This is a genomic window from Nonomuraea sp. NPDC052116, from assembly GCF_040680035.1.
GTDB classification, from domain to species: Bacteria; Actinomycetota; Actinomycetes; order Streptosporangiales; family Streptosporangiaceae; genus Nonomuraea; species Nonomuraea angiospora_A.
Genome location: NZ_JBFAWA010000017.1, coordinates 198,825 through 221,885, shown reverse-complemented (window position 1 = coordinate 221,885; position 23,061 = coordinate 198,825). Strand labels below are relative to the sequence as shown.

Sequence of the window (23,061 nt, the reverse complement as noted above, 5' to 3'; positions counted from 1 at the left end):
GAGTACGACGATAAATGCCCATCCGTAGAGCACTGCTCGCCGTGCTGGCCACCGCCGTGGGCCTGGTGCTGCTGCTGTCCTTCAAGCCGCACGACGTGTCGCAGGCGGCCCAGCCACCCGCCGCCCTGGCCCAGAAGCAGTCCGGCACCACGCCGGCTCAGGGCAGCACGCCGGCTCAGGGCACCACGCCGGCTCAGGGGACCACCGTGACCGGCGATCCGGCCGACACCCGCTGGGGCCCGGTGCAGGTCGCGATCACCGTGTCCGGCGGGAAGATCGCCGACGTCCAGGTGCTGCAGGCGCCCGACGGCAACCGCCGTGACATCGAGATCAACGACGCCGCGCTGCCGATCCTCACCCAGGAGGCGCTGTCGGCGCAGAGCGCGCAGATCGACACGGTGTCCGGCGCCACCTACACCAGCGAGGGCTACACCCGCTCCCTGCAGAGCGCGATCGACCGGGCGGGGCTGTGACGATCCGGCACGTCGAGCACGTCATGGGGACGGTGTTCTCCTTCGACGTCCGGCACGAGGCATCCGAGCGGATCACGTCGGCGATCGAGGAGGCGGTGGCCTGGCTGCACCACGTGGACGCCCTCTTCTCCACGTACCGGCCCGGCAGCCCGATCAGCCGCCTCGGCCGGGGCGAGATCGTCCCGGAGAGCTGCCCGCCCGAGATCGTCCGCGTGCTGGCCCGCTGCGCCCAGGTCGAGCGCGACACCGGCGGCTATTTCACGCTCATGCCCGGCGGCCGGCTCGACCCGTCCGCGCTGGTCAAGGGCTGGGCCATCGAGCACGCCTCGGCGCTGCTGGCGGCGGCGGGCGCGCGGCGGCACAGCGTCAACGGCGGCGGGGACGTCCGCCTCGGCTCATCACCGGAGCCTGGCCGGCCGTGGCGGGTGGGCATCGCCGACCCGCTGCGGCCCGGGACGCTGGCCGCCGTCGTCTCGGGGACTGGCCTGGCGGTCGCCACCTCCGGCACCGCCGAACGCGGGCACCACATCGTGGACCCGCACACCGGCGCTCCCGCCACCGCGCTGGCCTCGCTCACCCTCGTCGGGTACGACCTGACCACCGTGGACGCCTACGCCACCGCCGCGTTCGCGATGGGCTCAGCGGCGCGGGAGTGGGTGGAGGAGCAGGACGAGCTGGAGGCGTTCGCGGTGACCTCGTCGGGAGCGGTCTGGCGTACCAGCGGTTTCCACCGTTATGCACAGTTGTAGCGGGCGGCGGCTTCGGCCGCCTTGCGGGCCAGGGTCCGGCGGAGCTCGGCCGGGGCGAGGACTTCGGCGTCGGTGCCGAAGGCCAGGAGCACCTCTGCCGCGGCCAGGGAGCGGAAGTGCAGTTCGACGTGCACCCGCGCTGCTCGCTGGTCGGTCGCGGGAGGAGGGCCGGCCAGGTCGGCTTCGTGGATGCGCAGGAATCTGGCCAGGATGTCCCGGTGGACGCTGACCGTGACGGGCAGCGGGGCGGGGATCTCGTCGATGTGGCGGCGCAGGCCGTCCCAGACGTCGGCCAGTTCGAGGCCGTCGCGGCGTCGTACGGGCTCGTCGAGGATGCCGGCTGACAGGGCCCGGTCGGCTCGGAAGAGTGCGGGCTCGCCACGGTGGTCGGCGACCAGGTACCAGACGCCGGCCTTGTTGACCAGGCCGTACGGATCGAGGGTGTAGGAGCGGACACGGTTGTCGCGGCCGTGCCGGTAGCGCAGGCGCAGCCGCCGGTCGTTGAAGACGGCCTGCTGGAGCACGGCCAGGTCGACGGCGGAGCCGGTCGCCGAGCGCGCCGGTCCGCCGCGCCAGCGCACCGGGTCGATGAGGATGCGGCGGCTGGCCAGGTCGGCGTCGGGCCGGTGCGGGGCGGGCAGGGCGGCCATCAGCTTGCGCAGCGCGGAGCCGAGGGCCTGCCCCAGGCCCAGCTCGGTGTGAGCGTGGCCGGACATCAGCACGAACAGCGCGCGGGCCTCGTCGGCGGTCATGCCGGTGACGTTGGTGCGGTAGCCGGGCAGCAGCGCGATGCCGCCGTGGGGGCCGCGCACGGTGTAGACGGGCACGCCGGCCGACGACAGCGCCTCGACGTCGCGCATGACGGTGCGGACCGACACCTCCAGGCGCTCGGCCAGGTCACCGGCCGGCAGCTGCCCGTGGGTCTGCAGCAGCAGCATGATCGACAGCAGGCGCTCGGATCTCACGTCTTCAAAGGTATATGACGCTACCTGACATATATCCCCGTGAAGATGCAGGTAGACGGGCCGCCCACCGGGGGCGGCGTCTCTGAAAGGAACTGTGCTGTGACCGGAACGAACGGGCTCGCCCAGCAGATCGCCGACGACTTCGTCCGCGCGTGGACCAGCAAGGACATCGACAAGGCCCTGAGCCTCCTCGCCGACGACGTCGTGTGCGAGGCCCCGACCGGCACGTTCGAGGGGGTGGAGGGCTACCGCGGGTTCCTCGAACCGTTCGCGACCTCGCTGATCAGCGCCACCGTCATCGACGTCCTGGGCAACGACACGAACGCGGCGACCGTGTACACCACCGACACCCCGCTGCTGAAGGACTTCCGCGGCATCGACTACTTCACCGTCGAGAACGGCAGGATCACGCGCGTGATCAGCATCTTCGACATGCTCCCGATGCACAAGGCCCGAGGCGCCGTCCAGCACTGACCCGGGTCACTTCTGCTCCTGGAGCCAGTCGTCGAACGTCGTCGGCGCGATGCGGGCGTCCTCGCCCGGCAGCAGCACGTTGCCGGCCATCTCCGGGCTGAACAAGCCCGACCAGGTCGGCACGAGCTTCACCTCCCGGCCGCGCGCCCGATGCGTACGCCGGGCCATGTCGACGAGGTCCTGCGGCTCGGGCCCCGCGACGTCCACGTAGCGTCCCTGCGGCTCGCCCACCGCGATCTCGGCCAGGATGGCGGCCACGTCCGCGGGCGCGATCGGCTGCATGAGCAGCGGCGCGACCGTGGCCACGCCGTCCTGCTCGGTCCAGCCGGCCACCATCTCCGCGAAGTCATGGAACTGCGTGGCCGGTACGACCGTCCACGGCACCGGGCCCGCGACCACCAGGCGTTCCTGCTCCCGCTTGCCTGCGTAGTGCGCATTGCCGTCGATCCGGCCCACCCCGGCGATCGACAGCAGCACATGGTGGCGTACGCCGGCCCGTTCCTCGGCGGCGAGCAGGTTACGGGTGGCCGCCGCGAAGTAGGCCACCGTCTCGGCCCGATCCCCCTCCGGCCCGTTGGTGACGTCGATGACGGCCTCGACCCCGGAGAGGGCGTCATCGAGCCCGTCACCGGTGAGCAGGTCCAGGCCGAGCGAACGGCTGATGCGTACGACGTCGTGCCCGTCCCGTTCGAGGGCGGCCACGGTCAGGGAACCGATGTTGCCGGTCGCGCCGGCGACGGCGATCCGCATGAAGATCACTCCTTGTCCACGATCAACCAGGACCATATCTCGGACTAAACGGGTCCGCAATATCCACGATATCCTGCCGATCGTGAAGCTGCCCGTAAGCACCGAATGGCTGTTGCACTGCGCCACCTCGCTGGCGCAGCTCGAACCGGGGACCACCGCATCGGCCGCCCAGCTGGCGGACTACTACGACCTGCCCGCGCCCTACCTCGCCAAGCAGCTCCAGTCGCTCGTCAAGGCGGGCGTGCTGTCTGCGACGACAGGGCCGCGCGGCGGGTTCCGGCTCGCGCGCGAGCCCGCGGAGATCACGTTGCTGCAGATCGTGGAGGCGGTGGACGGAGCCTCCGCTCCGTACGAATGCCGCGAGATCCGCAGGCAGGGCCGCGGCGCGCTTCCGGCCGAGGAGTGCCGGCAGGCCTGCATCCTCGCCGTGAAGATGGCCGAGGCGCATCGGGTGTGGCGCGGCAGCCTGGCCGGGGTCTCGCTCGCCGATGTCCTCGCCGACCTGCCTCCGTCGGCGCCGGCCCGCACTCGATCGCTGCTCACCGGGCAGACCCGTCCCCCTGGAGATGACGCCCTCCGCTGAGAGATCCATCCCATTGCGTCATGGCAGGATCTGTGGAGGACTGCGAAGTTCGGAGGACGTGATGAACGACGAGACGGCCACGTTGCTCTTCGACGTGATCGGCCGGCTGGAGAAGAGCATCCTCGCCCGCGACTGCCCGGCCATCGTGGCGCTCCAGGGTGAACGCCAACTCGTGCTCAGCGACTACGACTACCTTCGCGACCAGCAGTCGGCCACGGACTTCGAGAATCGAGCCGCCACCAGGGCCCAGGAGATCGCCGCGACGCGATGGATCTTCGCGGTCCCCCAGGTATGGGTGATCACGCCGGACAAGGTCCTCAGCCGGGCCGTCTCCAACCTCCCGCTGCTCGAAGGGGAGCAGGAGGCGATCACCTGGATGAGCTTCGACCAGAACGACGGCGTGGACTACGGGCGCGTCCCGTACGCACGCCGCCCGAACGGAGAGCCGGTGTTCGACGAGCCGGAGATGTTCACGGTGGGTGTGCGTCCGGCCGAACGCATGCCGGGCTACACGCTCCTTCAGGGGCTCTTCCCCGACCATGGCGCCGCCGGGTGATCGACGAAGGACAACTTCCGCCGCAGGGGCCGCATCTAAGGACGTAGAAGATCCGAGATGACGGGGTGATCAGATGGCGTCGGCCCTGCTGCCTGGGGATCCTCTTCGGCTGGGGGACTTCTGGCTGGCCGGGCGGCTGGGCGCCGGGGGCCAGGGGGTGGTCTACGAGGCGTACGACGCGCAGGGCGACCGGGTGGCCATCAAGGTGCTGCACGGTGACGCCGCCGGCGATCCGGATCTGCGGTCGCGCTTCGGCAAGGAGGCCACGGCGGCCCGGCGGGTGGCCTCGTTCTGCACGGCACGCGTGCTGGCGGTCGATCTGGACGCGCCCAAGCCGTACATCGTCAGCGACTACGTCGAAGGGCCGAGCCTGCGTCAGGCCGTCGCCGACGGGCGCCGCTTCAGCGGCGACGAGTTGCACCGTTTGGCCACCGCGGTGGCCACGGCGCTGACCGCGATCCATGACGCCGGCGTCGTGCACCGCGACCTCAAACCGGACAACGTGCTGCTGGGTCCCGACGGTCCGCGCGTCATCGACTTCGGGGTGGCGCGGACCCTGGAGATGTCGCTGACCGCCACCGGTCTGGTGGCCGGCACCCCGACCTACATGGCGCCGGAGGTGTTCACCGGCCAGCGTGCCGGTGCTCCCGCCGACGTGTTCTCCTGGGGTGCGATCGTGCTCTACGCCGCCAACGGCGACGACCCCTTCCGGGCCGAGAGCCTGGGCGCGGTCATGCACCGCGTCCTGTCCGCCGAACCCGACCTCTCCGCGTTGCCGCGTTCGTTGCGGCCGCTGGTCTCGGCGGCCCTGGCCAAGGATCCACTCGCCCGGCCTACCGCGCGCGAGCTGTTGCTCGGCCTGATCAGCGGGTTCCAGGGCGGCCAGGCCGACCTGCTCACCGTCGGCAGCGCCGAGGCCGGGCTGCTCAGCCGGGGTGCCGCGGCCGATCCCGCCCTCGGCACGCTTGCGGAGGACGCCTACGGGTTCCTCAGCCCCGGCGAACGCGACCTGGTGCCCGACCTGTTCCTGCGCATGGTGGCCGTCACGGACGCCGGTGAGGTGACCGTACGCGCCGCGTCGCATGAGGAGCTGTTCGAGGCGAGGACACCGGACGAGCGGGCCGCGCTCGAACGGATCCTGGAGGTCTTCTCCTACGTGATCGCCGTTCGAGGCGACGACGTCGCGCTGGCCCGGCCCGCCCTGTTACAGGCCTGGCCACGGCTGCGGTCCTGGGTCGGCGACGAGCGCGAGGGCCTGCCCACGCACGACCTGATCCGCGCCACCGCACGTCACTGGAACACCCACGGGCGCCGTGAAGGCGACGTCTTCCAGGGCAGCCGCCTGGAGACGGCCCTGCGCTGGGCCGCCACCGGACGCCGTCATCTCACGCTCAGCAAGCTCGAACGCGACTTCCTCGACGCCTGCAACGCCGCCACCCGCCACCGGATCCGGCGCCGCCGCCTCCTCACCGTCACCCTGTCCGCCCTGCTCGTCCTCGCCCTGATCGGCGGCGGCGTCGCCGTACGGCAAAGCCTCGTCATCTCGGAGCAGAGCAGGATCGTCGCCGCACAGCGGGACGAGGCGGTCGCGGGCAAGGTGGCGGCACAGGCCGACGCGATGCGCACGACGGACCCGGTACGGGCGATGCTGCTCAGCGTCGCCGCCTGGCGGCTGGCCCCGGTCACCGCGACGCGGGCGACGCTGCAGAACGCCTGGGCGCAGCGCGAGCGCGCGGCGTTCTCCGACCCGGACTCGGGCGCGGAGACCGTACGGCAGATCACCAGGGACGGGCGCACGTTCGTCAGCGTGTCCCCGCAGGGGGTGCGAATCTACGACCTGCGGACCGGGAAGAAGACCGGCGGCTGGGACGACCTGAAGATCGGCGGGGAGAAGTTCCTGGGCGCCAGCCTCAGCCCCAGCGGCCGGATGCTGGCCGTGGCGGCGGGCCATGAGATCCGCATCTGGGATACGAGCACCGGCAGGCAGACCGGAGCCAGACGGAGGATCGAGGAGCCGGAAAACTTCAACGGGGTCACGTTCCAGACCGGCGACCGGTACGTCAACGTGCTGGGATCCCAGGCCGGCGGCCTCTGGGACACGCGGACCGGCGCGGACATCGAGGCGGGGGACGGCATGCTCGAACCCTCCGTCACCCTGGCCAACGACCTGGTCGTGAACGGGGGTGTCATGCGCCGGTTCAGCCTGCTGAGGCTGCCGAGCGGGAAACCGGTGGCACCATGGCCCCGCTCGGGCGGCTGCGCCAAGGCCAAGGAGGTGTGGACGGCGGCCATCAGCCCGGACGGACGGACCATCGCCTGCGCCACCGATTCAGGGGTCTCCCTCGTCGACGCACACACGGGACGCGACCTCGCCGGCCAGCCGACGCTCGGGGGGAACGGCTACGGCGACACCAGAATGTGGTTCAGCCCGGACGGCCGCTACCTCGTGGTCAGGAAGAACAACAGCCTTGAGCTTGTCCGGGTCTCGGACGGGAACACCGTGCTCTCCTACCGGAGCGCACCCGAGAGCGTGGGCTTCGACGGCACGACCCTGCGTTACCTGACCGACGAGACCGTGGTGGGCCTGGACATCTCCGATGTCCTCCACCTCACGCGGCTGCCCGGCCACGCCCCTGAGTCCGCCGTGTTCAGCACTGATGGACGATTCCTCGCCACGCACCAGTACGAGGCGAAGCAGCTCGTGCTCTGGGACGCGGAGAAGCTCCGCCCACTGGGATCGCCCCTGAAGATAAGGATCGGGGACGGCACCCTGGCCTTCGCGTTCAGCGGAGACGGGCGGCTGCTGGCGGCCTTCAGCGGCATGGGGAAGCCGCTGGAGATGTGGGACACCGCGCAGCCGTCGCGCGTGACCAGGGCCCAGTTGCCGGGTGAGTGGATGGCGGAAGCCGTGGCCGTGAACGAGCACGGGACGCTTGTCGCGATCGCCGCCACCGATACCGGCGGCGCATCCCGAAACCGGCTTTTCGTCTGGGACGTGCCGCATCACAAGTGGTTGCGGCCCATCGACACGAACTACCTGATGGGCATCGTGTTCCGGCCGGGCGGCACGATCATCGCTCCGATGAGCGACTCGGCCAACCACCTGATCGATCTCTCCACCGGGCAGCCGGTCGGCCCCGCCTTCGGTCCAGGAGGGCTGAGCAGCGGTTTGAGGAGCATCGCCTTCAGTCCTGATGGGGCTAGCCTCGCCGCCTACAGCCAGTCGGGCAGGCTCGCCTTCTGGGATCTGCGCACGGGTAAGCGGCGTGGTCCGACGTTGCGTCCGTATCCGGGCGACGCCACCGGGATCATCCAGCTGGTCTTCTCCCGTACGGGCGGCGTGACCGCGTCCCTCACTGAGAGGGAGGTCCAGCTCTGGGACCCCATCACGCCTCGCAAGCTCGGGTCGTCGATCGCAGGGGCGGACGAGCCGCTGATGGCGGCCGGGTTCGGAGCCGGTGGCGCGGTGCTCCGTACCATCGACGAGGCGGGTGTGCTGCGCGCGGTCTCCGTCGATCCGGAGCGCACGGCCGCAGCCGTCTGCGCCCGGGCCGGGCGCTCGCTGACGCGTGCGGAGTGGCAGGAGTATCTGCCCGGCCTGCCCTACCGGAAGATCTGCCCCTGATGTCCTCGAACAGCCGCTCGTGCGCAGTTCGGACACATCGGGGACGGTCATGACGGGTCAGCCCTCCGGGTGGACCATGAGAAGCACAGCACGATTGTCCGGGGTGTGGCCTCGGTACAGGTGCGGGTGAGCGGCGTCGAACCGGATGGAATCGCCTTCGGCCAGGTCGGTGGGGGAATCGGCGGGTCCGGTGGTGACGCGTCCGTGGGTGAGCACGAGGCACTCCTCGACGCCGGGCAGGTGGGCGTCGGAGTGCTGGGCGCTCTCGGCGATGGCGATGTCGTAGACCTCGACGGTGCCGCGCACCCTGATGCGGTGCAGGAGCCGCGCGCCGACCGCGTCGCCCTCGACCCGCGGCCGCCTGTCGTCGGCGCGTACCACCTCGACCGTCGTGGCGGGCGCTTCCAACAGCTCGCCGAGGGACGCCTTCAGCGCGGTGGCCAGGGCCCACAGGGTGCTCAGGGTCGGGTTGCCCTGGCCCTGCTCGATGCCGTGCAGCGTGGTCTTGCTGATGCCACCGGCGGACGCCAGGTCGGCCAGCGATATCCCGGCCGCCGTACGCAGCCGGTGCACGTTCGTCCCCACCACTTGCGCGAGCTCCATGCGTATCAGCATAGTGGTATGAACGTACCAATATAAAGGAGGCGGCATGACGGTGACGCGGCTGCGCGACATCCCGGGCATCGGCGTGGACGCCGTCGGCGACGCGGCCGACGCCGTGGGCGACCCGGAGTTCCTGCGGCTGGAGAACCTCGACACCGACCTGCGGCCGCCCGCCGTCGCCATCGCCGCCACGCATGCCGCCGTCGACGACGACGCGGCCAACAGCTATCTGCCGTTCCAGGGGCGCCGCTCGCTTCGCGCGGCCGCCGCGGCGCACGTCGGGCGCATCTCCGGGCACGTCTACGACGCCGACACCGAATGCGTCAGCGTGGCCGGCGGGCTCAACGGCATCCTCAACACGCTGCTGGCCACCGTGGAGCCCGGGCAGGAGGTCGTGCTGTGCGACCCCATCTACGCCGGCCTGGTCAACCGGGTCCGGCTCGCGGGCGGCATCCCCCGCTTCGTCCCCGCGCAGCCCACCGCGGACGGCTGGACCGTCGACCCCGAACGGCTCGCCGACGCCGTCGGACCCGACACGGCGGCGGTCCTGATGATGGGGCCGGCGATGCCGACCGGCCTCGTCCTGGACGAGCGCCACTGGTCCGCCCTCGCCGACGCCTGCGAACGCCACGACGCCTGGTTGATCTACGACGCGGCCATGGAACGCATCCGCTTCGACGGCCGCCCTCCCAGCCACCCGGCGGCCCACGAGGGCCTGGCACGGCGCACCATCACCGTCGGTTCGGCCTCCAAGGAGCTGCGGCTCATCGGCTGGCGCGTCGGCTGGGTGACCGGCCCCGCCGACATCGTCGCCGACATCCGCCTGGTGGGCCTGACCAACGTCGTCTGCCAGGTCGGCCTGGCACAGGACGCCGTGGCCGCCGCGCTGGACGCGCCCTACGCCGATGCCGACGTCGCCGCCGCCACCGCCGAGTGGCAACGGCGCTGCGAGACGGTCCTGCGCCGGCTCGCCGCGTACCCGATCGTCCGGCCGCACGGCGGGTGGTCACTCCTCATCGACACCAGGCCCCTGGAGCTGACCCCCGCCGAGCTGTCCCGGCGCCTGTTCGACCGGGCGAAGGTCGCCGCCACCCCCATGGACGGCTGGGGTCCCAGCGGTGGGCACTACCTGCGGCTCGTGTTCGCCAACGAACCCGTCGAACGCCTCGCCGACCTCGGCGACCGCTTCCGCCTGGCCATCGGCTGAACCATGGACAGTTCGGACATATGCGCCGCCGTTCAGGCTGGTACGTCGAGGACCGCAGCCGGCTAGGCGTGAGTCAGCCGGACGTATCCGTACGGGTTGAAGAACAGATCGTCCTCGTCATAACGGTCGCACGCGCCGGTGCGCAGCAACCACCGCGGAGCGTCCTCGGCCATCCGGAACCCCGCGCCGTCCTCGATCTCCTCCGCGCGCGGATCGGTGAGCAGGTAGATGGCGAGCGTGTCCAGGTGCGCGACGAGCTCGGCCAGCCTGTCCTCCGTCGGAAGCTCCGCACCGACCTCGATCTCCACATCGGGTGCGCCGAGCAGGTGCATGCCGCAGCTGTAGAGCACCTGACCGTCGTGGAGCGGCCGCTGCACCCAGGCGCTGACCAGCGCGTCGGCCAGGGCCTCGGCCGTGGCCTCGGCCGCGCGATCGGCCAGCGCGAGCCAGCGGTCCCGGCCGTGCGCGATCCCGCTGCTCTCGTTCTTCACCGCCGTGGCTCCGGACCGCAGCAGCGCGGCCGTCACCGCCAGCAGCCGCCGGGAGGTGTCGAACGCCAGCTCCCGCATCATCGGCGCGGACAGCAGGTACCCGACGGTGTCGTGGGACTCCACTGCGGCCCAGTCCGCCTCGTCGAACGAGGCCGCCGCCATGCTGGCCTCGAACGCCTCCGGCATCCGGGGGTCGGGTTCGGCCTCCGAGTATTCGCGGTCGAGGACGAACCCGCCGAAGCCGGCCGCAGTCCGTTCTATCTCCGACAGGTCCAGCCCGGTGCCGAGCACGCAGAGCACGTGCCGAGGAAACGCATCACTCATCCCGGAACGTTATCGATCATTGCCGACGCCTCGGGGCGATTCCCCCGATCTCCCGGAGAGGCCGGCTATGTCCTCTTGGCGACGTGCAGCTCGCACACGCCGTCCGTACACGACCGCCGCAGCCGTCCCATCGAGACGGTCTGCGCCAGGCCGATCAGCCAGCACGTCGGGCACCCGCGGAAGGCCAGGAGCGCCACCGGCGCCAGCACCAGGCTGACCGGCCCGATCACCGGGATCAGCGCGACCGAGCCGATCAGCGCCCCGAACCCCACCACGCCACGCGCCAGATGCCGAGGCAGCGACGCGCTGGCGAACTCGTGTCCGTCAGTCATCGCACACCCCCTCTCCCAGCCGGTCCTGCACGGCCGCGCGGGCGCGGTGCAGGCGCGACTTCATCGCCGCCACGCTCAGGCCCAGCGCGTCGGCGGTCATCCGGCCGCTGAGGCCCTGGACGTCCCGCATGATCAGCACCTGCCGCTGGTCGGCCGGCAGCGCCGCGATGGCCGCCGCCACCCGCGCCGCCTCCAGCCGCTCGAACACCTCCTCCTCCGCGGACCGCATGGCGGCGCCGTGGAGGGGAGGCGGTGGCCGCAGTGCCAACCTGGCCCGGCGTACGCATTCGTTGCGGATGATCCGGAACATCCACGACACCAGGGCGCCGGTGGCGCGCAGCGTACCGATCTTGCGATAGAGGACGATCAACGCCTCCTGCGCCGCGTCCTCGGCATCCTCCGGCGTGGCGCACAGGTGGCGGGCGAAGCGCCGCACGTGCGGGTGCGCGCCCGACACCAGCGCGGCGATCGACTCGGCGTCGCCGTCGCGGGCTGCCGCGATCACCGCCTCGTCCGGCCAGGTCGTCGTCTCAGCCACGCGTACGCCTCCTTCGCCGCAGCACGACCACGCTACAGGTGCAGATGAGTACGACGGCGACCGCGACTCCCACAGCAACGATCACGACAACCTCTCCTTCGTCGATGACGGAACGCATATGAGAGGCGCCGGACCCGCCAGAGGATTCACCCACTACGCGCTTCGTGCCGCGGTGGCCACGCGGGGCTTGGAAGCCGCGCAGGCGATGGGCCGAGGTCAGGAGGAGAAGAGATCGAGAAGGGCCGTGCCGCGCCTGGTCAGGTGGACGTAGATCTCCCTGCCGTCGCGCCGCCGGGTGACCAGCCCCGCCGATTCGAGGCGCTTGCAGTGGTAGGTGATCACGCTGGGGTGGCATTTGATGCGCCTGGCCAGAACGCCCATCGACATCGGCTGGTCGACGCTGGCCAGGATGGTCGCCCGTGCGTCGCCGAAGAGGAACTGGAGCTGCTCCTCGGTGTCCTTCGGCCGGGACACCGTCAGGTACGGCGGGGGGTAGCCGATCCAGGCGGCGTCCGGGCCGTCGAAGCGGACGATGAGCGCGTTCGGCCCGGCGAGCATGGGGATCAGCGCCAGGCCTCTCGAGTCGATGGAGAACTCGTCGGGGCCGTAGTCGGGGACGCTCAGCACGCCCTCACCGAAGGTGCAGTCGGCGTGCAGGTCATCGAGCACGACATCGAGTGCTCTTCGGACGCCGGCCACGGCGATCCGCTCGACTTCGCGATCGAACAGCGCGCGGGTCTGCTGCCATTCCGGATGCATGACCGACCACGCCTGCCCCAGCAGGTTGGCGAACCCGTGCAGCCAACGGCGAGGGTGCTTCATCGCGGGCTGCCAGTGGGGCGGCGGCCGCCCGTCGGTTATGGAGTCCAGCTCTGTTTGTAACGCGTCGGGCGGCAGATCGCGAATCATTTCGAGCTGCGTGGGAACGTCCAGATCTCGGCTGAAGTCTCCGGGGAACGCGACATCGGGAATGATGGTGTAGCCGGGTGCCGCGAGCGAATCCACCACCATTCCGTCGGGTGTCACCGCGGCAGAGCGCACCAGTTGCCGCCATCGTTCGGGGGCGCCCCTGTCCCGGCCCGCGAGCGCATCGCAGATCAGCGCGAGCATGGACAATCCGGGGACCATCGTCACGGTCACGGGTACCCGATCAAGCCGCTCAATGACCAGGCGCGTGCGCATTTGGTAACTCTTCCTCTCGAGCTTCGGCCAATAGGAAGCAGCGATGCTACCCATGTCACGGTGGCGGATACAGGCTTGTTTCGGCGGTCGGCCGGGGGCCGATGAGGTGGTCGCCCGCGTCCTGCTCGCTCGTCCGCATCACCTGATCTGGCTGGCGCGCAGATGTTCGCGTACGGCGGGAGTCAGCACCTGACCCGCACGGTCCCCCATGAGCGTCATGTGGTAGGCGACCAGCGCCGCGTCGCAGTCGGGCTCGGAGAGCACGGCCAGGCAAGCGCTTTCGCCGATCGACATGGTGGTCAGCATCATGCCGTTCTGCATCTCCACCATGCTCAGAACGACCCCGCCGCCGTCGAGGGCGCAGGACGCGGCCACCGACAGGCCGGCCAGCCCAGAGGTGATCGCGGCCAGCCGGCCGGCCCGGTCGACGGGGAAGCCCGAGGACGTCGCCAACGGCAGGCCGTCGGCGGAGAAGAGAACGACGTGGACGACTCCTGGAACGATGCCGACGAATTCGCTGATCAGCCAGTCGACCTCGTACGCCATGTAGCTCACGTCGTTCATGCGCCCTGTCCTCTGTGCTTCGGGTCAGGGGCGGCCCTGCCCATGCTGATGTCGTCGCGAGCGGACCGGTACCCCTGCTGGAAGCTGGACAGGCGGCTGCGTACCCGGTCCGCCGAGACGGACGGCATCGGCGGGACATCTTTGGGCGTGGAGGCCGTGGTGGCCGAGCCGGGCACCAGGTTGGCCTTGGGCACCCGCTTGGGCAGCCCGGTCGAGGTCTCGCCGTCGCGCACCGGCTCCACGGCGGCGGCTTTGGCGGCGTTCCATCCGGCGTCGGCCGCGCCCCAGCTGACTCCCTGCTCGAACCACGCCGACTCGATCGAGGCGTAGATCGGCAGATACTCGTCCGAGGCCGCTTTGGCGGCCGGGATGGGACCGGTGGACGCCGACGCCGTGTCGGGGAAGTCATAGCCGGACGGCCGCTGCGGCGCGTCGTCCATGCCGCCGCGCAGCCCCAGGTTGGGACGCCTGGGGAAGATCGTGTCCTGGCTCGGCAGGTCGTGCGGCCTCCTCGGCGGCGCCCATGGGTCGGCGACGGCGTACGAGCCGGTGTCGGCGGACGGCCGGCCGCCGGATCCCCCCGGCCTCTCGGACGGCGTGAGCCAGGCGCCGGACGGGTGGGACGGGTACGAAGGATGGGCCGGACCCATCTGGAACGAGCCCCACTGCGGCGGGGTGGGGACAGCCTCGGCGGAGCCGCCGGGATAGCTGGGCGCCTGCGCGGCGAGCATCCCCTCGGGCATGAGGATCATCGCGGTGAGCCCTCCGGATTCGTGCGGGCGCAACTGCACCCGGACGCCATGGCGGTGGGCCAGACGCGCGACCACGAACAGGCCCATGCGCCGCGACACCGACACGTCCACGGTGGGAGCGTCGATGAGGCGCTCGTTGGCCAGGGTGAGCTCGTCCGGGGTCATGCCGATGCCGGAGTCGGTGATCGACAGCATCATGCCGCCCCCGTCGATCCTGCTGCCCGACACCGTCACCTGGGTCTCCTGCGGCGAGAACGACAACGCGTTCTCCACCAGCTCGGCGAGCAGGTGGATGACGTCGTTGACGGCCTGGCCGGCCACGGCGACGCCGTCGGGCACCTGGAGGATGACCCGCTCGTAGTTCTCGACCTCCGACAGGGAGGCGCGCGCGACGTCGACCAGCTTGACGGGCTTGCTCCAGCGGCGTGGCGTCTCCTGGCCGGCGAGAACCAGCAGGTTCTCGCTGTTACGCCGCATACGGGTGGCCAGGTGGTCCAGCCTGAACAGGTTGCCGAGCCGCTGCTCGTCCTGCTCCCCCTGCTCCAGACCGTCGATGAGGGTGATCTGCCGCTCCACCAGCGTCTGGCTGCGCCGCGACAGGTTCACGAACATCGCGTTGACATTGGCGCGCAGGCGGGCCTCCTCGCCCGCCAGCCGGACCGCCTCACGGTGGACCTCGTCGAACGCCCGCGCCACTTCGCCGATCTCGTCCTTGGAGGAGATGGCGATCGGCGGCACGTGTATCGCCTTCGTGTCGACCTCGCTGTTGCGCAGCTGCCGCACGAGCTCGGGGAGCCGCTGGCTGGCGATCATGAGCGCGTCCCTGCGCAACCGCCTGAGCGGCCGGACGAGCGAGCGGGCCATGACCGCGGTGATGGCGAGGACCAGGAGCAGCAGCACGGCGAGGATGATGATGTTGAGCGTGGCCGCGGACCGGTCGCTGGACTGAATGTCGGCGCTTCGGGTGCCGACCTGCTCCAGCAACGCCCGCTGAACGGTGTGCAGCCGGTCGACGGTGTCGCTGATGGCGTTGAACCACAGGGTGACGTCATTGGACGTCGAGGTGTCGAGCCGCCGCAGGGGCAGGCCGGCGTTGGCGAGGAACACGGCCCTGTTGATGTAGAACTCGCCCCGGCCGACCTCCACGCTGGCGACCGTGTTGTCGTGGAACTGCCGCTGCGCCAGCGTGGCCACGGCGCGGAACGAGGCGCGTTCGCTCTCGCGGTTGGAGCGGGCGTCGAGGAAAGCCTTGCGCTCGGGCTCTTCGAACGAGCCTTTGACAAGCGCGATCGTCAGCAGGCCGCGCAGCTTGGCGGCCTCCTCCTCCGATCGGGCGACGGCTCGCATCGCGGCGCTGGTGGAGATCAGCTGCTCGTCCGTCGAGCCCTGCGCCACCTCGTCATACAGTTGCAGCATCTCCGCGATGGCCTCGGAGTACTTCTCCATCGTCGGGAGCGGCGGCAGTTGCGCGTTCGGCCCGGACACGGTGGCGCGCAGCGAGGAGAGCTGGGTCAGCCTGGTGCGGACGACGGCCAGCTTCCTGCGACCGAGATCGGACAGCGAGTCGTCGACCTCCGTGGCCGTCGCGTTCGTACGCTGCACGCTGGAATCGACGATCCGCCGCTGGGCCGTGAGCCGCTCCAGCTGCGCCGATTCCCTGTCGGAGGCGACATAGTACGCGGAAAGGTCTCGCTCGAGTGCCATTTCGCGGGACAGCTCGCCGAGCTGCGCCACCAAGGAGCCCACATTGCTGATGCGCTGATTCTGCTCCGCGCTGCTGATCGATATGCCGACCCGCAGCGCGCCCAGGACCACGGCCACCAGGGTCGGAATGGCGATAAGCGTGATGAGGCGGGTTCGCACCCGCCAGTTCCGCAACGCCATCGGGTTCCCGTGAGCGGGAACCTGCTCCACCGACGCCTGCTCCGGTGACTTCTCGTCGGCCACGAACCGTTCCTGCAGAACGGGAACGCCGGCACGACCAACTTGGGTCATCTTTGTCCTTACCGATGGCAAGCGTCCCCCGGACGGCCTGCCTCGGGAGACTTCAGCCACGTCGCTGACTGAACGCGGGCAAGCTCCGGCGCCACTGACCGAGCACGGGCAAGCTCCGGCGCAATTCGACCACAAACCCCATTAGCTGGCCAACGCCAATCAAGGTACTAGATAAATCAACATTTGCACGTCTCTGCAAACATCACACACAGTAACTCGGCAGTTCGATCCCAGGAGCATCGGATCATTCGGCGCCACACCCACTGTTAGCGCTGGTGACGCAATTCATTTGCAGAGAAATCCAAGAGAAACGTCATCCGTCGCGCTTCAGCATCGATCTCGCCTTCGGTAATCTTCACGCTCGGTGCCCCGGTGCCGATCACCGGAGGCTTCCTGTGTTAGGAGAACCTCAAATGACCTGCAAAGTGCGCCGTCGCACTCTCGTGCTCGGCGTTACCGCCACCCTGTTATTCACCGGCTGCGGCGGAAACGGCCAGTCGGCCGGCTCGGGCGGCAACGGCCTGGAGAAGGCCACCATCAGGGTCGGCGCCATGCCGATTCCCGACCCCGTCTCCCTCTACATCGCCATCAACAAGGGCTTTTTCAAACAAGAGGGCCTGACGGTCGAGCCGGTCGCCATCGTCGGCGGCGCCGCGGCCCTTCCGCAGATCAAGAACGGTCAGCTGGACATCACCCAGACCAACTACGTCTCGACCTTCCTGGCGGTGAGCAAGGGTGAGAAGTTCAAGCTGGTCGCGGACATGTACCAGGCCGGTCCGAACGCCTACAACATCATGGTCCCGAAGGATTCGCCGATCAAGACCGTCGCGGATCTCAAGGGCAAGACCGTCCTGGTCAACAACTTCCGGAACATCGCCACGCTGGCCGTCACGACCCAGCTGAAGGTGGCCGGTCTCACCGAGAACGACGTCAAATTCGCCGAGAAGCCCTTCCCCGACATGGGCAACGCGCTCCAGGCCGGACAGGCCGACGCCGCCTGGATCACCGAGCCGTTCATCACCGCCAACCAGAGCAAGCTGGGCTTCCGCAAGATCGCCGACACCATGACGGGGCAGACCGAGGACCTGCCGATCGCAGGCTGGATGGCCTCCGACGACTGGGTCAAAAAGAACCCGAAGACGCTGGCCGCCTTTCAGCGAGCCATCGCCAAGGCGCAAGAACTCGCGTCGAACGACCGTAAGGAGATCGAGGCGATCCTGCCCAAGTACACGAAGATCGATGCGAAGACCGCTTCGGTCATCACCCTGGGCACCTTCCCGAGCGCGCTGAGCGCCAACAGGCTGCAAAAAGTCGCCGACCTCATGCTTGAGTACAAGTACCTCGAGAGTCCGATCGACGTGAAGTCGGTCATCGCGACGCCGTCGGACGGATGAGTCATTCGCGGTCATTCCGCAGCGTCGCAGGCGTTGCGGGGTTCCTCGTCGCGGGAGAGCTGGTGATCCGGTTCGGGCTGGGCGACGGCGTGATCTTCCCCGCGCCCTCCGCCATCCTGATGGAGGCCGTGCGGCTGGCGGTCGACGGAGACTTCCTGTTGGGAGCGCTCACGACGCTCACGAACTGGGCACTCGGCCTGCTGGTGGCGGTGGCGGTGGCGGTCCCGGCAGGCGTCCTGCTCGGCGCGCTGGCCCCGTTGGAGCGCGCCGCCCGGCCCGTACTGGAGTTTCTGCGGCCCATTCCCTCGGTCGCGGTCATCCCGCTGGCGATCCTGCTGATCCCGGTGGACGGCCTGATGAAGGTCGGCGTCATCGTGTACGCGTCCGTCTGGCCGATCCTGTTCAACACGTTGTACGGCATGCACGACGTCGACCCGCTGGCGAAGGATTCGCTGCGTAGCTTCGGATTCGGGCCGCTGGCCGTGCTCGGCAGAGTGAGCCTGCCCAGCGCCGCGCCTTTCGTCGCGACCGGTGTCCGGATCGCCTCCGGGGTCGCGCTGATCATCGCCGTCAGCGCCGAGCTGTTCGCCGGGGGAACCGGGGGCCTGGGCGTCTTCGTCATCCAGGCGGCCAGCGGAAACAGGACCGACCTCGTCATGGCGGCCACGCTGTGGGCCGGCATGTTCGGCCTGCTGGCCAACGCCTCGCTGCGGGCGGCCGAGCGCCGTCTGTTCGGCTGGCACCTGGCGCGGACGGGTGCGGCGCAGACGTGAGATCACTTGCCGGGGTCCTGGTGATCCTCCCTGTCATCGCCGCCTGGGAGCTCGTCACGCGACGGCTCGGAGACACCGACTTCCCACCGCCCACGGGCATCGTCGCCCGCATGCACGAGCTGTGGTTCTCAGGCCCGGCCGCGCGCCTGTTCCTCACCGACGACGCCGTGGACAACATCCTGCCCAGCATGGGGCGCATGTTCTCCGGCTGGTTGCTGGCCGCGTTCATCGGAGTGCTGGCCGGCGTGGCACTGGGACGCTCGCGGGTCGCGGCCGACTACGTGGACGCGCTGATCGAGTTCGGTCGTGCCGTTCCGCCGCCCCTGCTGCTGCCGCTGTTCCTGGCGCTGTTCCAGGCCGGCCTGGCCATGCAGCTCGCCGCGATCGTCTCCGGCGTGATCTGGCCCGTACTGCTCAATTCGATCGACGGAGCCAGGAACGTCGACCGCACCTACACCGAGACCGCCACGGTCTTCGGGCTGTCGAGACCGCAGCGGCTATGCCGGATCGTCATCCCCGCCGCCTCGCCCAAGATCTTCGCGGGCCTGCGACTGAGCCTGTCCCTCGCGCTGATCCTCATGGTGATCTCCGAGGTGTTCGGCAGCACGAACGGCATCGGCTACCAACTGCTGGTGGCGCAGCGGAGCTTCGACACACCCGGTGTCTGGGCGACGATCGCCCTGCTGGGCATTCTCGGTTACATCGTCAACGCGCTGTTCGTGCTCGCGGAGCGCCGGCTGCTGATCTGGCACAGGCAGGCGAACCGTACGCCATGACTTCTGGAAAAGGACACATGCCGTCATCCGACAAGCTCCTCTGGGAAGCGGTTTCCGGTATCTCCCGATTCGCTGCACTCTTGACCATGGCGGAGCTCGGCGTGGCCGATCAGCTCGCGCATGGGCCGCTCGACACCGAAGAGCTCGCCGCACGGTGCGGCGCGCACGCTCCCTCGCTCCGCCGGGTCCTGCGCGAGCTGGCGGGCATCGGAGTCGTCCGTCCGTCCGGCGCCGACCGGTACGCCCTCACCGAGGAGGGCTCGGCGCTCCGCTCGGACCTCCCCGGCTCGATCCGCTCCTCCATGCGCATGCTGGGCGAGGAGAGCTTCTGGTACGCCATGGGCAGACTGCCGGACACGGTACGCGCGGGCAGCTCCGCGTTCGTCACCAGGTACGGAGAGCTCTACGAGCACCTGGCCCGCCATCCCGACATCAGCCACATCTTCGACGACTACATGACCGCCAGGGCCGACGCCTTCACGCGGGGCCTGGTCACGCGTTATGACTTCACCGGCGTCGGCACCATGGTCGACGTCGCCGGTGGCAGCGGCTCGATCCTGGCCACGGTCTTGCGCGCCAATCCCGGCATGCGGGGCATCCTCCTCGATCTCGACCACGTGGTGGCCCATGCCGGGGACGTGCTGGCCGCCGAGAACCTGGCTGATCGGTGCGAGGTGGTGGCCGGGAACTTCTTCGACTCGGTGCCCTCGGGAGGGGACGTCTACCTGCTTGCCAGCGTCCTGCACAATTGGGGCGACGACGACGCCGTGCGCATTCTGCGAAATGTCCGGCACGCCATGAAACCCGGCGGGCGCGTGCTGATCCTGGAAGTGGTGCTGCCCGACGGCGCGGAGCCGCATCTGGGCAAGGACCTGGACCTGCGGATGCTGGCCATCTTCAACGGCGGCTCGGAACGGAGCCGACAGGAGTACGCGAAGCTCTTCGCCTCGGCCGATCTGGAGCTGGGAGAGGTTGTGGAGCTGGGCGCGGGAGCGAGCCTCCTCGAGGCCAAGCCCATCTGACCCGGCGCCTCAGGGTTTGTGCTACGCGGAGGTGGGAGCGTAGCTACGGAGGAAGGCCCGCACGCCCGCGGTGACGAGCCGGTCGACCTCTTCCTGGGGAAGGGGGACGGCGCCGTAGAACGTCTGCTGGTTCACGTCGGTGATGGTCAGCAGGGTGAGGTGGGCGGCGGCGAGGTCGGCGTCGTCGAGCCGCAGCAGGCCGCGCTCGGCGATCTGGCGCAGGTACGGCGCGAGGCACAGGTGCCCGGTCTGCGGTCCCGCCGCGATCCACGCCTGGAGGATCTGCGGCGGGATGTGGGCCGCCTCCGCCTCGATGGCCCGTACCAGGGCGAAGTGGTCGGGGAAGGCGGTGACCGCGGCGACCCTGTCGAGGGAGAAGTCGATGAGGTCCCGCTCCAGATCCACGATCTTGTGCAGATGCCGGTCCATGATCTGCGCGATCGCGGCGGTGACCTCGTCGGCGCCCTCCAGCGCGACGGTCAGGAAGAGCTGCTCCTTGTCGGTGAAGTGCCGGTAGATCGTGCGCTTGGACACCCCCGCCTCGGCGGCGATGGCCTGGTACGCGACCCGCGCCGGCGCCGTCGTACCGGACGAGCACCGGGCCACCGCCGTGAGCCTGCTCACCCTGTGCTACCAGCTCGGCGGCGCCTTCGGCCCGGCGCCGGCCATCCTCCTGCTCGCTTGAGCGCCGGCAGCGCCGGGATCGCCGCCAGCACCACGGCGGTGAGTGCGGCGATACCGAGGAACGTCCTCTGCACCCCGGTGACATCGGCGAGCAGCCCGAAGTACGCCGGGCCGGCGAGGTAGCCGAGATAGGCAACCGTGGAGATGGCGGACGTGGCGCGTCCTCGTGACCCGTCGGGAACGGGTCGAAGCCCGTAGGACAGCAGGGTGGGAAAGAGCGCCGAAGTGCCGACGGCGGCGGCGATGACGCCTCCCAGGGCGAGCGGCAGCGTGGGTGCGAACGCCGTCAGCACGCCACCGGCCGTGGCGATCGCGCTTGCCACGACCAGCGTGGCGATCGGGCGGCGCAACGTGACCGTGCCGGTGGCGAAACGGGTCAGTGCCGCCGTCGTGGCGAACGCCGCCGGCGCGACGGCGGCCAGTGCCGGCGAGGCGGTGAACGCGTCGGTCAGCAGGACGGCGCTCCAGGACTGGTAGGCGTTCTCCGCCGCGAACGCGAACGCGCCGATCGCCCCGACCGTGACCAGCGCGATCCACCCCGACATGCGACCAGGACCCGTGGCGGCACCCTCGGGTGCGGCGGCGTCGTCATCGGCATGGGCCGGTCGCGTCGTGGTGACGACGGCCAGGCCGAGCGCCACGACCACCACCGCGCCCGCGGCGAAGTTCACCAGCAGGCTGTCCGCGATCGCGGTGAGCGCACCGGTGGCCAGGCTCGAAACCGCGACCATGGCGGAGAACGCCGCGTGCGAACGGGTCACGACAGGACGTCCGGTTCGCTTCTCGACCGTCGCCGCCAGCGTGTTGAGCGCCACATCGGCCGCTCCCGAACTGGCTCCCATCAACAGGATGCCGGCGCACAACGCGGCATAGTTCACCGCGGCGGCGGAGAGCACGACCCCCATGACGCCCAGCAGTGCGAGCAGCACTCCGGTGACGCGCAGACCGAGCGCGTCAACCAGCCGCCCGGCCAGCAACATCGCGGGCAGAGCTCCGGCGCCGATGAAGAGCAGTACGACGCCGAACTCCGCATCGCTCACACCGGCTTGGGCTCGCAGCAGGGGCAGACTGGCGCCCCACACACCCCAGAAGGCGCCGAACCCTGCGAAGCCGAGGAACGGCGCCGCGCGAAACATGCCCGCGGGGCGAGCGATCACTGTGGACATATGTGTAACGCTACACAACTACAATGGTGCCGTGCCAACCGACCGCAGACGCGTGACACTGAAAGATGTGGCGGCTCGTGCCGGGGTGTCACCCATGACCGCCTCCTACGCCTTCACCCGGCCTGCCCGGGTCGCGACCGCCACCCGCGAACGCGTGCACCGCGCCGCCGACGAGCTGGGCTATCACCCCGACGCCGTGGGCCGCGCGCTGAAATCCGGTCGAACGCATCAGATCGGGGTGGTCTTCAGCGAGCATCTGGCGTACGCCTTCGACGATCCCCAAGCAGCGCAGTTCCTGGCCGGGGTCGCGGAGGTCTGCGTCGAGGAAGGCCGGGGCCTCACGTTCATCCCCACGCGGGGCGATGCCGCCGATGCCGATCGCGTGCTGTCCGCGGCGGTCGACGGCTTCGTGCTGTGGACCACCGCAGAGGACGACCCGGTGCTGGCGGCAGTAGCCGACGACCCCCGTCCCGCTGTCATCCAGGGCGGCCCACCGCGCCAGGGGATCGCGTGCGTCACCCAGGACGACTACCGGGCCGCGCTCGCGGTCGCCTCCCAGGGACTCCGCGAAAGCCGTACTCCCGTCGTGATCTCGTTCCCGCTCGATCGTAACCGCGAGCACATGGTGACGACCGGCGCCGATCTGCCGCCACGCGCGCCCTTCCCCGTCACCGACGCCCGCCTGCGTGGCTACCGCACCGCCGTCGAACAGGCCGGGCTCGACTGGACGAGCACGCCGATCGCCGTCGTGGCCCGCAACACCCAACAGGACGGCCTCACCGCAGCCCGAGAACTCGCCCCCCAGCTCACCCCCACCGCGCTCATCATCGCCATGAGCGACGAACTCGTCCTGGGAGCCCACCAGGCCCTCCAGGAGACTCACCCGGAGGCCGCCTACCTCGGCTGGGATGCCTCACCAGCCGGTCGCCGGCTCGGCATCACGTCCGTCACCAACCCGCTGCGAGATCAAGGCCGCCGCTGCGCGCACCTGGCACTCGACCCCGGCCACCCGAACGACCAAGAGATCCCGTGGACCATCACAGCCGGACGAGAGTCCGTTATGTAGCTCTTTACGGGTCCTGA

Annotated in this window: 23 protein-coding genes; 12 read left to right on the top strand and 11 right to left on the bottom strand. The window is 69.9% G+C overall.

The genetic code is table 11. The features are described 5' to 3' along the window. Nucleotides 1-14: 14 nt before the first annotated feature. Complete coding sequence (locus AB0L65_RS30880) at nt 15-473, top strand: FMN-binding protein (protein ID WP_364252115.1); 459 nt, start codon at nt 15-17, stop codon at nt 471-473. Continuing rightward, complete coding sequence (locus AB0L65_RS30875) at nt 470-1,222, top strand: FAD:protein FMN transferase (RefSeq protein WP_364252112.1); 753 nt, start codon at nt 470-472, stop codon at nt 1,220-1,222. The genes AB0L65_RS30880 and AB0L65_RS30875 overlap by 4 nt, the downstream gene beginning before the upstream one ends. On the opposite strand, the gene AB0L65_RS30870 is transcribed toward AB0L65_RS30875, so the two are convergent. After that, complete coding sequence (locus AB0L65_RS30870) at nt 1,207-2,187, bottom strand: YafY family protein (protein WP_364252109.1); 981 nt, start codon at nt 2,185-2,187, stop codon at nt 1,207-1,209. The two genes, AB0L65_RS30875 and AB0L65_RS30870, sit on opposite strands and share 16 nt — an antisense overlap. Nucleotides 2,188-2,286: 99 nt before the next feature. On the opposite strand from AB0L65_RS30870, the gene AB0L65_RS30865 reads away from it, so the two are divergent. Further along, nucleotides 2,287-2,661, top strand: coding sequence for a nuclear transport factor 2 family protein (locus AB0L65_RS30865; RefSeq protein ID WP_364252106.1), 375 nt, complete (start codon nt 2,287-2,289; stop codon nt 2,659-2,661). A 6-nt stretch (nt 2,662-2,667) separates the two neighbouring features. Here AB0L65_RS30865 and AB0L65_RS30860 read toward each other — a convergent pair whose 3' ends face one another. After that, nucleotides 2,668-3,411, bottom strand: a complete 744-nt coding sequence (locus AB0L65_RS30860; protein ID WP_364252103.1) for an NAD(P)H-binding protein — start codon at nt 3,409-3,411, stop codon at nt 2,668-2,670. An 82-nt stretch (nt 3,412-3,493) separates the two neighbouring features. Between AB0L65_RS30860 and AB0L65_RS30855 the strand changes: the two genes are divergently transcribed. The 3 genes from AB0L65_RS30855 (at nt 3,494) to AB0L65_RS30845 (ending at nt 8,175) form a co-directional block, all read left to right on the top strand. Continuing rightward, nucleotides 3,494-3,994: an Rrf2 family transcriptional regulator gene (locus tag AB0L65_RS30855; RefSeq protein ID WP_364252100.1), complete on the top strand. Its 501-nt coding sequence runs from the start codon at nt 3,494-3,496 to the stop codon at nt 3,992-3,994. Nucleotides 3,995-4,055: 61 nt separating this feature from the next. Then, complete coding sequence (locus tag AB0L65_RS30850) at nt 4,056-4,550, top strand: hypothetical protein (RefSeq protein ID WP_364252097.1); 495 nt, start codon at nt 4,056-4,058, stop codon at nt 4,548-4,550. 73 nt (nt 4,551-4,623) lie between these two features. Next, nucleotides 4,624-8,175 carry a WD40 repeat domain-containing serine/threonine protein kinase gene (locus AB0L65_RS30845; RefSeq protein ID WP_364252094.1) on the top strand — a complete coding sequence of 1,184 codons (3,552 nt, stop codon included), beginning with the start codon at nt 4,624-4,626 and terminating at the stop codon, nt 8,173-8,175. Between the two features lie 57 nt (nt 8,176-8,232). On the opposite strand, the gene AB0L65_RS30840 is transcribed toward AB0L65_RS30845, so the two are convergent. After that, nucleotides 8,233-8,778, bottom strand: a complete 546-nt coding sequence (locus AB0L65_RS30840) for an XRE family transcriptional regulator (RefSeq protein ID WP_364252091.1) — start codon at nt 8,776-8,778, stop codon at nt 8,233-8,235. A gap of 46 nt (nt 8,779-8,824) precedes the next feature. On the opposite strand from AB0L65_RS30840, the gene AB0L65_RS30835 reads away from it, so the two are divergent. After that, nucleotides 8,825-9,985 carry a pyridoxal phosphate-dependent aminotransferase gene (locus AB0L65_RS30835; RefSeq protein ID WP_364252088.1) on the top strand — a complete coding sequence of 387 codons (1,161 nt, stop codon included), beginning with the start codon at nt 8,825-8,827 and terminating at the stop codon, nt 9,983-9,985. 62 nt (nt 9,986-10,047) lie between these two features. Here the strand turns inward: AB0L65_RS30835 and AB0L65_RS30830 are convergent, their stop codons facing one another. From AB0L65_RS30830 to AB0L65_RS30805, 6 genes are all read right to left on the bottom strand, one after another. Beyond that, entirely contained in the window at nt 10,048-10,800 is a 753-nt protein-coding gene (locus AB0L65_RS30830; protein WP_364252085.1) for a hypothetical protein, read from the bottom strand. Between the two features lie 65 nt (nt 10,801-10,865). Continuing rightward, entirely contained in the window at nt 10,866-11,132 is a 267-nt protein-coding gene (locus AB0L65_RS30825; RefSeq protein ID WP_350724289.1) for a hypothetical protein, read from the bottom strand. Continuing rightward, nucleotides 11,125-11,670: a sigma-70 family RNA polymerase sigma factor gene (locus AB0L65_RS30820; protein WP_350724287.1), complete on the bottom strand. Its 546-nt coding sequence runs from the start codon at nt 11,668-11,670 to the stop codon at nt 11,125-11,127. The genes AB0L65_RS30825 and AB0L65_RS30820 overlap by 8 nt, the downstream gene beginning before the upstream one ends. A 216-nt stretch (nt 11,671-11,886) precedes the next feature. Beyond that, entirely contained in the window at nt 11,887-12,906 is a 1,020-nt protein-coding gene (locus AB0L65_RS30815; RefSeq protein WP_364252082.1) for a helix-turn-helix domain-containing protein, read from the bottom strand. Between the two features lie 84 nt (nt 12,907-12,990). Next, complete coding sequence (locus AB0L65_RS30810; RefSeq protein ID WP_364252079.1) at nt 12,991-13,416, bottom strand: roadblock/LC7 domain-containing protein; 426 nt, start codon at nt 13,414-13,416, stop codon at nt 12,991-12,993. Continuing rightward, complete coding sequence (locus tag AB0L65_RS30805; RefSeq protein WP_364252076.1) at nt 13,413-16,163, bottom strand: nitrate- and nitrite sensing domain-containing protein; 2,751 nt, start codon at nt 16,161-16,163, stop codon at nt 13,413-13,415. Before AB0L65_RS30805 ends, AB0L65_RS30810 begins: the two co-directional genes overlap by 4 nt. A gap of 275 nt (nt 16,164-16,438) precedes the next feature. On the opposite strand from AB0L65_RS30805, the gene AB0L65_RS30800 reads away from it, so the two are divergent. The 4 genes from AB0L65_RS30800 (at nt 16,439) to AB0L65_RS30785 (ending at nt 20,128) form a co-directional block, all read left to right on the top strand. Beyond that, nucleotides 16,439-17,557, top strand: a complete 1,119-nt coding sequence (locus tag AB0L65_RS30800) for an ABC transporter substrate-binding protein (protein ID WP_364252073.1) — start codon at nt 16,439-16,441, stop codon at nt 17,555-17,557. A gap of 62 nt (nt 17,558-17,619) precedes the next feature. After that, the gene (locus AB0L65_RS30795; RefSeq protein WP_364252071.1) at nt 17,620-18,330 is read left to right on the top strand and encodes an ABC transporter permease subunit; all 711 of its coding nucleotides are present in this window, start codon (nt 17,620-17,622) and stop codon (nt 18,328-18,330) included. After that, a complete protein-coding gene (locus AB0L65_RS30790) occupies nt 18,327-19,106 on the top strand; it encodes an ABC transporter permease (RefSeq protein WP_364252068.1) in 780 nt (259 codons plus the stop codon). Before AB0L65_RS30795 ends, AB0L65_RS30790 begins: the two co-directional genes overlap by 4 nt. Before the next feature lie 86 nt (nt 19,107-19,192). Next, entirely contained in the window at nt 19,193-20,128 is a 936-nt protein-coding gene (locus tag AB0L65_RS30785) for a methyltransferase (RefSeq protein ID WP_364252065.1), read from the top strand. A gap of 21 nt (nt 20,129-20,149) precedes the next feature. Here the strand turns inward: AB0L65_RS30785 and AB0L65_RS30780 are convergent, their stop codons facing one another. Beyond that, nucleotides 20,150-20,752, bottom strand: a complete 603-nt coding sequence (locus tag AB0L65_RS30780) for a TetR/AcrR family transcriptional regulator (RefSeq protein ID WP_364252062.1) — start codon at nt 20,750-20,752, stop codon at nt 20,150-20,152. Continuing rightward, nucleotides 20,749-21,978 carry an MFS transporter gene (locus tag AB0L65_RS30775; protein WP_364252059.1) on the bottom strand — a complete coding sequence of 410 codons (1,230 nt, stop codon included), beginning with the start codon at nt 21,976-21,978 and terminating at the stop codon, nt 20,749-20,751. Before AB0L65_RS30775 ends, AB0L65_RS30780 begins: the two co-directional genes overlap by 4 nt. On the opposite strand from AB0L65_RS30775, the gene AB0L65_RS30770 reads away from it, so the two are divergent. Then, on the top strand, nt 21,947-23,044 hold the full coding sequence (locus AB0L65_RS30770) for a LacI family DNA-binding transcriptional regulator (protein ID WP_364252056.1): 1,098 nt from the start codon (nt 21,947-21,949) through the stop codon (nt 23,042-23,044). The two genes, AB0L65_RS30775 and AB0L65_RS30770, sit on opposite strands and share 32 nt — an antisense overlap. Nucleotides 23,045-23,061: the final 17 nt, after the last annotated feature.